Annotated in this window: 6 protein-coding genes; 2 read left to right on the top strand and 4 right to left on the bottom strand. The window is 61.5% G+C overall.

Translation table 11 applies throughout. The features are described 5' to 3' along the window. Positions 1–180 precede the first annotated feature (180 nt). Positions 181–615 carry a hypothetical protein gene (locus WAW39_RS27035; protein WP_422322303.1) on the top strand — a complete coding sequence of 145 codons (435 nt, stop codon included), beginning with the start codon at positions 181–183 and terminating at the stop codon, positions 613–615. 50 nt (positions 616–665) lie between these two features. Here the strand turns inward: WAW39_RS27035 and WAW39_RS27030 are convergent, their stop codons facing one another. The 4 genes from WAW39_RS27030 to WAW39_RS27015 form a co-directional block, all read right to left on the bottom strand. Continuing rightward, on the bottom strand, positions 666–1,826 hold the full coding sequence (locus tag WAW39_RS27030) for a UDP-galactopyranose/dTDP-fucopyranose mutase family protein (RefSeq protein WP_422322301.1): 1,161 nt from the start codon (positions 1,824–1,826) through the stop codon (positions 666–668). A gap of 7 nt (positions 1,827–1,833) precedes the next feature. Continuing rightward, positions 1,834–3,390, bottom strand: a complete 1,557-nt coding sequence (locus tag WAW39_RS27025) for a glycosyltransferase family 39 protein (protein ID WP_422322299.1) — start codon at positions 3,388–3,390, stop codon at positions 1,834–1,836. Further along, positions 3,387–4,109, bottom strand: a complete 723-nt coding sequence (locus WAW39_RS27020) for a glycosyltransferase family 2 protein (protein ID WP_422322297.1) — start codon at positions 4,107–4,109, stop codon at positions 3,387–3,389. The genes WAW39_RS27025 and WAW39_RS27020 overlap by 4 nt, the downstream gene beginning before the upstream one ends. A gap of 328 nt (positions 4,110–4,437) precedes the next feature. After that, positions 4,438–5,670 carry an argininosuccinate synthase gene (locus WAW39_RS27015; protein ID WP_397383789.1) on the bottom strand — a complete coding sequence of 411 codons (1,233 nt, stop codon included), beginning with the start codon at positions 5,668–5,670 and terminating at the stop codon, positions 4,438–4,440. A 308-nt stretch (positions 5,671–5,978) separates the two neighbouring features. On the opposite strand from WAW39_RS27015, the gene WAW39_RS27010 reads away from it, so the two are divergent. Beyond that, positions 5,979–10,854 (top strand): beta strand repeat-containing protein (locus tag WAW39_RS27010; RefSeq protein ID WP_422322295.1); only part of this gene is annotated, 4,876 nt, incomplete at its 3' end.

Here is a 10,854-nt window from a genome sequence, read left to right as displayed (position 1 = left end):
TCCACTGCAGCGGTATGGAGTAGGGGAGTGGTGAAGAATGTCATGATCACATGCAACCTTTGCATGGATACTGGCCGTAAACTTGCTAAGAAGAGTGCTAGCTTCGCCTTGACGCCCAACTCAGGTGTCTTGATCAAAGACAACCTTGACGAAAACACAACCTCCGCCCCCTGAACCCCCATGCTTGATGTGCAGCGCAATCGAGGCGCCAAGCATCGTGAAGAGATCGACTTCACGCGCAAGCTCATGTGGGCACACATGATTTTCGGAGCGGTGGTGATCACGTTGTTTTTGTTTCACGAGGTGTTTCGCTGGTTCGCCGGATCCCTGGTCTGGTATGGGCTGAGTCTGGTGGTGATGTATGGCTTCATGAACGGGCAGCGGTCCTGCCGCTGGCTGCTGGCGCTGGTGTTTCTCGCGGGGGCAGGTGCGGGCCTGTATTTCCTGAGCCGCGTCCTGCCAGACACCACGGAGCCAAGAGCAGCCTTGGTGCCGCATGCGGTGATCCCACTGTGGGTGGGACTGGCCAATGTGACCTACTCCCTTGGAGCGATGTTTGTACTCTTCAGCCCACGCATCCGCCGCGCGGGGGAGACGGGGTTTGTGCTGTGGTGAGCCTGACTTTTTCAGGATGGGGGGGCGCTACTCCGCCGCCCCTCGGTGTCTCAGGCGGCCCGTGCGAGCACTGGCTGTAATTTGTCAAATTCGTGGAGAGCCATGCCCACGACCTGGTCCATGTTGTAATAGCGGTAGGTGGCGAGGCGGCCGATGAAACTCACCCCGGGGGTGGCGGCTGCGAGTGCGGCGTACTGGGCATAGAGCCGGCTGTTCTCCGCAGTGGGCACGGGATAGTAAGGTTCTTTTCCGGGGGCGTATTCGTCCGGATATTCGTAAACGATCGAAGTATTGTCGCAGCTTTGCCGGGTGGCATGCTTGATCTCCACAATGCGGGTGTAGGCGTGGTCGTTGGGGTAGTTCACCTGCATGGCTGGCTGCCAGAAGCCTTTTTTGCCAGAAATGGGGAGTCTGGTGGCGAGTGCGTCGGCGTCAAAGGACTGGGTCTCAAACCTGAGCGAGCGATAGGGGAGGGGACCGAAGCGGAAGTCAAAATATTCGTCAATAGGACCGGTGTAAACAATGTGCCGGGCCTTGAGTTCTGGCAGGAGCTCGCGGTAGTCAGTGCGGAGGAGGATCTGCACTCCGGGGCTGGCTGCGATCATGTTTTGAAAAAGCCGGTGGTAACCCGCGGCGGGCAGCGCCTGGAATGATTCGCTAAGATACCGGTCATCCCGGTTGGTCCGGACGGGGATGCGGCCACAAACGCTGGCGTCGAGTTCACGGGGGTGTTTTTTCCACTGCTTGAGCGTGTAGCCCTCGAAGAATTTTTCATACAGCTCCCACCCCACCTGCGAGATGATGACTTCTTCTGAATTTGCAGGCGAGGCGATGTTGACGCGCTTTTGATCCAGATAGGCCTTGAACTCATCCTCCGAGGAAGGCCGTCCGATGAGCTCCTCGAAAGTGTTGAGATTGATGGGGAAGTGCCAGTAGCGGCCTTCGGCAAAGGAGCGGATCTCGTAACTGGTGGGCAGCCAGCTGGTGAACCGGGAGAGATAGTCCACTATCTTGGCGCTGTTTGAGCGGAAGTAGTGCGGGCCGTAAATATGGGTGAGCACGCCCGCGTCATTGTAGGCGTCATGGGCGTTTCCGCCCACATGGGCGCGCTTGTCCACCACAAGGCATCGCAGCCCGAGGGCGTTGGAGAGCCGCTCCGCCATCACCAGGCCTGAAAAGCCCGCGCCTACGATGAGAACGTCCGTTTCCATGTGAGCATCACGGGTGCGGGACTTTGCTAAAACGCACCACGACAAGCCGTGCGGCATCCAGGCCGCGCTGCGCTGTCGCCGCTGGGTGATGCTTCAAATAGCCGGCCGAGGCCATGGCCAGGGGAACCACTTCACCTTGTGAAAATCCAGCCGCCTGCATCTCCTGCAGTATCCATGGCGCGACTTTTGAGTAGGAGAAGCCGGAGCTGTCATGGATGTACACGGCTTCCGTTGCAACCTGAAGCCTGGAATGCACACCGCTGAGCACGGCTGCATTGATGCCCGGATAGAAGGGTGCCATGTGCATTTTCGTGACGCGTTCAGGGAAGAGGCTGATGAGATTGAGCCCCACGGGATCATGGCAATAAAAGGCGACGACGTTGGAGTTGGACAAGATCAGTGCGCCTGGCTGCCGCGTGCGTATGTCCCTGACGACATCTCCGGTGGGAACGAGCCAGCGGTAGGTGAGCCAGCCGTCGCGGCGGACAAGGTTGAACAGGCTGCCGGCCAGGGCAAGGAGTGCCGCCGAGAGAAAGACCTGTTTCACCCGCCGCTGGAAGAGAGGGCTGCTGTGCGTGATGGATGCCAGGGCGATGCCGGCCTGCAGCGCGAGGAATGGCGTGAAGATGAGCAGACGCTTGGTCCAGATGACGTTTTTTGCCACCATCAGTCCGAGGATGGCCGCCACGAGCACCGTGAGAAACAGCGTCTTGCGGCGGGTGGAGACGGCGAGCAGGAGGACGGCCAGGGCGGCCACAGCGACGGGCAGCGAGACCCACCACTCAAACGGCGTGGAGACTTCGCCAGCAAAGATGGCATACAGCGACGCCACTGTGTAAGGCAGATAAAAGGACGAAGCCGAAATGCCGAGTTGATGGATGAACACCGTCAGCCATGGCAGATAGCAAAGGCCGATCAAAGCCCATGCGGCGATGAGCCAGAGCCAGGGCTCTTTTTTGACGCCTCTGACGGCCAGGAGGGCGAGGCCCTGGGCCAGAAACACCGCCGGAGCGCTGTAATTGCAGTACCACATGGCCGCGCCAGAAACGACGTAGGCGGCGAAGCGCAACGGCCTGAACTGAAAGGCCGCGCCAGGCAGCCGGCCGGGCAGATCCAGCCCGGAAAGCAGGGCGTGGAGGTTCCACGCCGTGAGCGCGGCAAACATGGAATACCAGCGAATGGCGGATGGAAACATCCAGTGGTAGGGCATCCACGCCGCCAGCGCGAGCACCCACCATCCCTCCCGCCGTCCGCCCCAGCGCATGGCGCACCTGAACAGGCCCCAGAGCGCGAGGAGCCAGCAAAGGATGGAGAGGAGGCGCAGTCTGAACGGCTCATAGCCTGCCCAGTGCTGCCAGCAGTGAAGGACGACGTCATAGAGCGGCGGGTCCTCGTGAATGTTGGACGCCATGAGCTGGAGGAGGCTGGGCAGCGGCTCTCTTGCCAGAAAGAATCCGTTGGTTTCGTCATCCCAGACGGTGGTGCTGGCGGCGTTCCAGCAAAGGAGCGCCAACCCGGCGAGGAGCAGCAGTTGGAACCAGCGGAGGGAGGAAAAAAATTTCATTTCAAATGCAGGAGATCACGCAGCTGGCGCACCATTTCCAGGGCGCGCGAGGCAAATTTGCCCAGGGGCACGGAGGGCTCGCCGCCGTACCGCTCACGGAAGCGGATGGACACGGTGCCCTGCCTCACTCCAGGCTGATGCCTGAGCAGGACGGCAAGGGCCACATTGGCCAGGAAAAACTTTTCGTGAATGCGGCCGACGGCGGCTGCACAGGCCTTGGTGCGCATCAGCCGGTAGGGCACATTGGCGTCGGCGCAATTGGCGCGGGCAAAAAGCAGCAGCGTGAGGCGCAGCACCATGCTGGCGATGACGCGGCGCATGCCGTCGTCGCGCCGCCTGCGCACGCCGTAGATCACGTCGTATTTTTCGCGGTTGCGCCAGAAGCGGAAAAAGTACTGCGGGTCGCACTGCCCGTCTGAATCAAGCTGAAAAACATAGGGTATGCCGCGCTCGATGGCGATCCGGTAGCCCTGGAGGCAGCTCTGGCCATGGCCGCGGTTTTCGCGCTGAATGACTTCGAGCCTGGCGCCGTATCTGGACTGTAGCTGGGTGAGAATGACGCCGGTTTCGTCGGTGGAGCCGTCATTGATGACCTGGAAGACAAAATGTGACGTCCAGTTTTCAATCTCGCTGAACCATTCGTTCACCACCTTGCGGATGGAGGCGCACTCATTGTACACGGGCATGACCAGGAGAAGCTCGGTGGAATCAACGTTCATGCGGTGTGTTGGAGAGGGAAGCGAAGCTCGTTTGCAGGCCTGAAGCGCATGGAGCGGACGGTTGTGCTTTCGAGGGCAGGCGGCCTGAGGTTTAGCTTCGGGAAAAGTTTGCGCAAGAGCTTTGCTCTGCGCGGTGTCATTCGCGGCCGGCACCATGGCTGGATGCCGTATGCAACGGTGTTGATTGCTGACGATATTGTCACCTGCAGAGCAGGAGAAACCGAGCTTTTTGGGAGTGCGGTGAGTTCTTCCTTGGAAAACAACAACGCCGAAGAGATGGCTCTTCGGCGTGTTGGTGTGATTTAGATGATCTTCTCCTGAAGCTTTCTTACTTCTTGCGGTCGCGGATCGCGCCGGTTTTGAGGCGGAGGCCGTTGAGGCGGATGAAGCCGGTGGCGTCGTCCTGGTTGTAGGCCTTCGTGGGGTCGGCTTCCATGGTGGCGATCTGCGGATTGTAGAGGCTGAAGACGCTCTTGCGGCCGGCGGGGATGATGTTGCCTTTGTAGAGCTTCACACGGACGGTGCCGCTGACTTTCTTCTGGCTCTCGGTGACGAGGGCCTGGAGGGCGAGGCGCTCCGGGGCGTACCAGAAGCCGTTGTACACCAGGGTGGCGTATTTCGGGATCAGGCTGTCACGCAGGTGCATGACTTCGCGGTCCATGGTGAGGCTTTCGATCTGGCGGTGGGCGAAGTGCAGGATGCTGCCGCCGGGGGTTTCATACACGCCGCGGCTCTTCATGCCGACGAAGCGGTTTTCCACCATGTCCACGCGGCCGACGCCGTGCTTGCCGCCGAGCTTGTTGAGGAGCTTCATGACGCCGAGAGGGGAGAGGAGCTTGCCGTTGACGGCGATGCAGTTGCCCTTTTCGAATTCGAGGATGACGGTTTCAGCCTTGTCCGGAGCGTCTTCGGGGAAGACGGAGAGGGTGTTGAAGTAGCCTTTGTTCTTCGGATCGCTGGCGTCAAACCAAGGGTCTTCGAGGATGCCGGCCTCATAGCTGATGTGCAGGAGGTTGCGGTCCATCGAGAAGGGCTTCTTGGCGCTGGCCTGGACGGGGATTTTTTTCTCGTCGCAGTAGGCGATCATCTCGGCACGGCCGGGGAACTGGGTGCGGAAGCGCTCATCGCGCCATGGGGCGATGATTTCGATCTCGGGGGCGAGGGCTGCGGCAGTGAGCTCAAAGCGGACCTGGTCGTTGCCTTTGCCGGTGGCGCCGTGGGCGATGAAGCCGGCCTTTTCAGCCTTGGCGATCTCCACCATGCGCTTGGCGATGAGGGGGCGGGCGATGCTGGTGCCGAGGAAGTACTCGCCTTCGTAGATGGCTCCGGCCTGGATCATCGGGAAGATGAAATCGGTGGCAAACTCCTCTTGCAGGTCGTCGATGTAGATCTTCGAAGCCCCGGTCTTTTTGGCCTTGGCGTTCAGGCCTTTCAGTTCATCGTCCTGGCCGACGTTGGCGCAGAAGGCGATGACCTCGGCGTTGTAGGTTTCCTTGATCCAGGAGAGAAGGACGGAGGTGTCGAGGCCGCCGGAGTATGCGAGAACGATTTTTTTGCTCATATTTGCCACTTTTTTGAGGGGGCGCGGAGAATAAGGGCAATCGAAGGTGTGTCGAGCTCCGGAGTGCGCCTTTTTACAAAATTGAGGGGATGAAACATGGTTGTTTAGGGAAACTTAAATAAATGCGTTCTTTCTATTGAAATTATAATGAGTATTGCTAAGCTGAGTTTATTCGCAAAAATTACATGGGTCTTCCTCTGGAATACAGCAGTTCTTCGAATGTTTCTAAAGAAACAGGCGGGTCGACTGCCTCGATTCTCCGCGCCGCTGCGTGGCTGAGGAGGCGCTGTGCCCGGGGCCTGCGCTCATTGACAGCCGGTATCAGCTTGTTTGTGGTTTCGGCGGTGGGGGCACTTGCCGAGACGGATTATGGGGACTTTAGCAGTTTCGGCAATGCCAGCAGCACCATGGTGAGCACCATCAGGATAGGTGCCACCACTGACGGTGAACCTTCGGTCACGGCCAGTTCCCTCGCAACGGGAGATGACAACACGGGAACGGATGATGAAGACGGTGTGACCCTGCCGAGCAGTCTGGTCACGGGTACGTCAGGCAGCATCATTGTGAATGTGACGAACACCAGTGGTGCCACCGTCTTCCTCAATGCGTGGATCGACTACAACAAGAACGGTTCGCTCACGGACTCTGGCGAACAGATTGCCTCGAACACGATGATCGCCACGGGCAGCTCGAATTCCAACAGGACCATCAATTTCACAGTGCCGTCCGGCGCCACCCTTGGGAATGTGGGCGTGCGCGTGCGCCTGACTTCCACGAGCTCTCCAACGCCCCTTGGTCTGAAAGGCAATGGTGAGGTGGAAGATTATTTGGTGCAGATCTGCCCGGCCATCACGGTGGGTCCCACCACTCTGGGCACAGCGACGGTCGGCACCGCCTACTCGCAGACGATCAGTGCCAGCGGCGGCACGTCACCCTACAGCTTCAGTGTGAGCAGTGGTACGCTGCCAGACGGGCTGACCCTGAGCTCGGGCGGCGCACTGACCGGCACTCCGACCTCCGGTGACACCCAGACCTTCACGGTGAAAGCCGTGGATCAAAGCGGCTGTGTCGGCACCCGCAGCTACACGCTTACTCCGGCATGCACGGGCTATGTGATCTCACCGTTTGCCATGGGGTCGTGGGATTTGTCCACGGCGGTCAATGTGACAATGGTGGCCACGGCGACCTCGGGCTCTGTGAATACACCGCTCACTTGGTCGCTGGCGTCGGGCACGCTGCCAGCGGGGCTTTCCCTGAGCAGCGCGGGCGTGCTGAGCGGCACCACCACGGCGAAGGGCACCAGCAGTTTCACGGTCCAGGTCAGCGACTCCTACGGGTGTACCGCCTCGCAGTCCTATTTCATGACGGTGGCCTCCGGCACCAGCTACTCCAGTCTGCTCTACGTCAGCTCCGGCAGTGGCAGCACCGGCTATCTGGAGACGTATGATGTCTCCACTGGGGCCAAGGTGCTCGTCGGTCAGACGAAGGATTCGAGCGTTCGCTACCTCACGGACCTGGCGTGGTCACCTTCGGGCATTCTCTACGGGATCGACTTCAACAACATCTACCAGATCAATCCGACGACTGGAGCCCTGACGCGGCTGGGAAGTTTTGGCAACAGCCTCAACGGCCTGGTGTTTGACTCGGCCGGGAAGCCATACATCAGCAGCGTCAACGACGGCGACATCTACACCTTCAATCTGTCCGCGCTGAGCACCAGCTCCACGACGGCGCTGACCCGTGCCTACAGTTCACCGTCCACCGTTCCGAATGGAGAGGCCCTCAACAGCGCAGGTGACCTTGCATGGATCGGCAATGAATTGTACTACGCGGTGGCCGGCAGCGGATTTAACACCTTCTATCTCTATAAAGTGCCGGAAGGCGGCACGGCCACACAGCTTGTGGGGCAGATCAAAACCACGGGGGGCGCGGCCATTGACGATGTGTTCGGTCTTTCCACGGATGGCTACGGCACGCTGTATGCGCAGGCGGGCAGGGCGCTGTACACGCTGGACAAAACCACCGGCGTGGCCACCACCGTGAACTCCAGCATCGCGGCAAGCGCCATCTCCGGTGGCGCCATGCGCTATGAGTTCACGCAGGTGCTGGATGACTTCGGCGACTACTCTGGATTCGCGGTGGCACGTGACACCGTGTTCAGCTCGCTGCTGATGGGGGCGCTGGTTGATTACGACATTCCGGCGGCTTTCAATACGGCGGCGAATGCGGACGACCAGTCATGGACGGATGATGAAGACGGCGTGACGCTGCCAGCCAGCGCGGTGCAGGGAGCCACGGGCGTGAGTGTGACGGTGAAGGTGACGAACACCTCCGGTGCGCCTGCCTTCCTGAATGGCTGGGTGGACTTCGGCAACAATGGATCTCTGACGGACAGCGGCGACCAGATCATCACCAACGTCACCATCCCCTCTGGCACCAGCAATGTGAGCCAGAGCTACACCTTCAATGTGCCTTCCACTGCTGCGGTGGGTGCTCTCGGCGCACGTTTCCGTCTTACTGCCGTGACCAATCCCGGCCCCACGGGAGCCAGCGGTCCGGGTGAAGTGGAAGACTATCTGTTCAATGTGACCTGCAGCACCATCACGCTGACTCCGGGCACGCTGCCCACTCCCACGGTGGGTGCCGCGTATTCGCAGACGGTGACTGCCAGCGGCGGCAACGGCCCCTACACCTACGCGGTGGCCACCGGGGCGCTGCCCGCCGGTCTTACGTTGAATTCCAGCACGGGTGTGATTTCGGGCACAGTCACCAGCTCCAGCGCCACCAGCTTCACGCTGCGTGCCACGGATGCGAAGGGCTGCACCGGCACGCTGACCAGCAGCATCACGCCGACCTGCCCGGCGGTGACGGTCACTCCGCCCACGCTCAACACACCGACGGTGGGCACCAGCTTCACACAAACCCTCAGTGCAACGGGCGGCATCTCGCCTTATACATGGGCGCTCACCAGCGGCACGCTGCCTTCGGGGCTGTCTCTGAGCACGAGCAATGGGACGATCAGCGGTCTCCCCACCAGCGCTGCCTCGACGAGTTTCACGGTGCGTGCCACGGACGCTGCGGGCTGTCTTGACACCCAGGCTTACACCGTCGCACCTGCCTGCCCGACGATCAGCATCTCGCCAAGCACGCTCGCTGCGGGCACGGTGGGTACTGCGTATTCGCAGACCCTGAGCGCGAGCGGCGGCACCGCAGCCTACAACACCTGGACGGTGACGAGTGGCACGCTGCCTGCGGGTTTGACGCTCAATGCCAGCACCGGCGTCATCAGCGGTACGCCGACGGCTTCCGCCAGTCCCTCGACCTCCGTGACGGTGCGGGTGAACGATGCCTATGGCTGCCAGGGGACGCAGGTGGTGACGCTGCAAATCTGCCCCGTCATTTCCGTCTCTCCCTCCATCCTGCCGACGCCCACCGTGGGCACGGCCTACTCACAGACACTCACCGCTTCAGGGGGCACTGCATCCTACACCTTCACGCTGGCCAGCGGTGCGCTTCCCACCTGGGCGACGCTGAGTTCCTCAGGCGTGCTTAGTGGCACGCCCAACAGCACCACGGCTGCCACTTTCACTGTGCGCGCCACGGATGCCAATGGATGCTCCACCACGCTTTCCTTCACCGTCACGCCGGTCTGCCCGACGGTGACCATCACGCCTGCATCACTCGCCACCGGCACGGTCGGCAGCGCCTACTCACAGACGCTTTCCGCCACCGGCGGTGTCGCGCCTTACAGCTCATGGACCGTTACTGCAGGAACGCTGCCAGCGGGACTCACGCTCAATGCCAGCACGGGTGTCATCAGCGGCACGCCGACGGCTTCCGCCAGCCCGTCGACCTCCGTCACGGTGCGGGTGAATGATGCCAATGGCTGCCAGGGATCACGCGCGATCACCTTCCAAATCTGCCCCGTCGTCTCATTCTCGCCCACGACGCTGACCACGGCGACGGTGGGCACGTCTTATTCTCAAACGATCACGGCCAGCGGCGGCACCGGCCCTTACACCTTCACGCTGGCCAGCGGCACGCTGCCCACCTGGGCATCGCTGACTTCCGCTGGTGTGCTCAGCGGCACGCCGAACTCCACCACCACGGCCATTTTCACGCTGCGTGTCACGGATGCCAATTCTTGCACCTCCACGCTGGCTTACACGCTCACGCCAGTGTGCCCGACGATCTCGATCACGCCCGCGGCACTGCCCGCAGGCACGGTGGGCACGGCTTACTCACAGACGCTCGCCGCGAGCGGTGGCATCGCTCCTTACAGCACCTGGACGGTCACGGGCGGTGCGTTGCCAGCGGGCTTGACGCTCAATGCCAGCACGGGTGTCATCAGCGGCACACCGACGGCTTCCGCCAGTCCTGCGACCACGATCACCTTCCGCGTGAATGATGCCAATGGCTGCCAGGGCACACGGGCCGTGACGCTGCAAATCTGCCCGGTCATTTCTCTCTCTCCGACGACACCGGCCACGGGCACCGTGGGTGTCTCTTACTCGCAGACGGTCACGGCTTCGGGTGGTTCTTCCGCCTACACCTATGCGGTCGTCAGCGGCACGCTGCCGGCGGGTCTCTCACTCAATACCAGCACGGGTGTGGTGAGCGGTACGCCTTCTTCGCAGACCAGCGGCAACGTGACCATCCGCGCCACGGATGCGAACGGCTGCCAGGGCACGCAGGCGATGACCTTTGCCATGGGCTGCCCGGCCATCACCATTTCCACAACCATGCTGCCGCTGGGCACCGTCGGCAGTGCGTATTCGCAGACGCTCGCGGCCACCGGCGGTTCAGGAAATTACACCTGGTCAGTCACCAGCGGCACACTGCCAGCGGGCCTGACACTGAGCAGCGGGGGCGTCCTCAGCGGCACGCCGACCACGGGCAATGCGGGCGGAGTCAGCGTGACCATCGCCGCCACGGACAGTGTCAACACCTGCGCCGGCACCAAGACCTTCACGCTGCAGGTCTGCCCCGTCGTCACGCTTTCGCCTGCCACGCTGACCGCACCGACGGTGGGCACGGCGTATTCGCAGACCATCACCGCTTCTGGGGGGGCAGCCTCCTACACCTACACGCTGGCCAGCGGCACGCTGCCCACCTGGGCCACGCTGAGCAGTGCAGGGGTGCTGAGCGGTACGCCCTCCACCACCACGGCGGCCACCTTCACGG

Origin of the sequence: Prosthecobacter sp., assembly GCF_049294395.1 — a bacterium.
Classification (GTDB): domain Bacteria; phylum Verrucomicrobiota; class Verrucomicrobiia; order Verrucomicrobiales; family Verrucomicrobiaceae; genus Prosthecobacter.
This window is presented reverse-complemented; position numbering and strand designations above follow the sequence as displayed.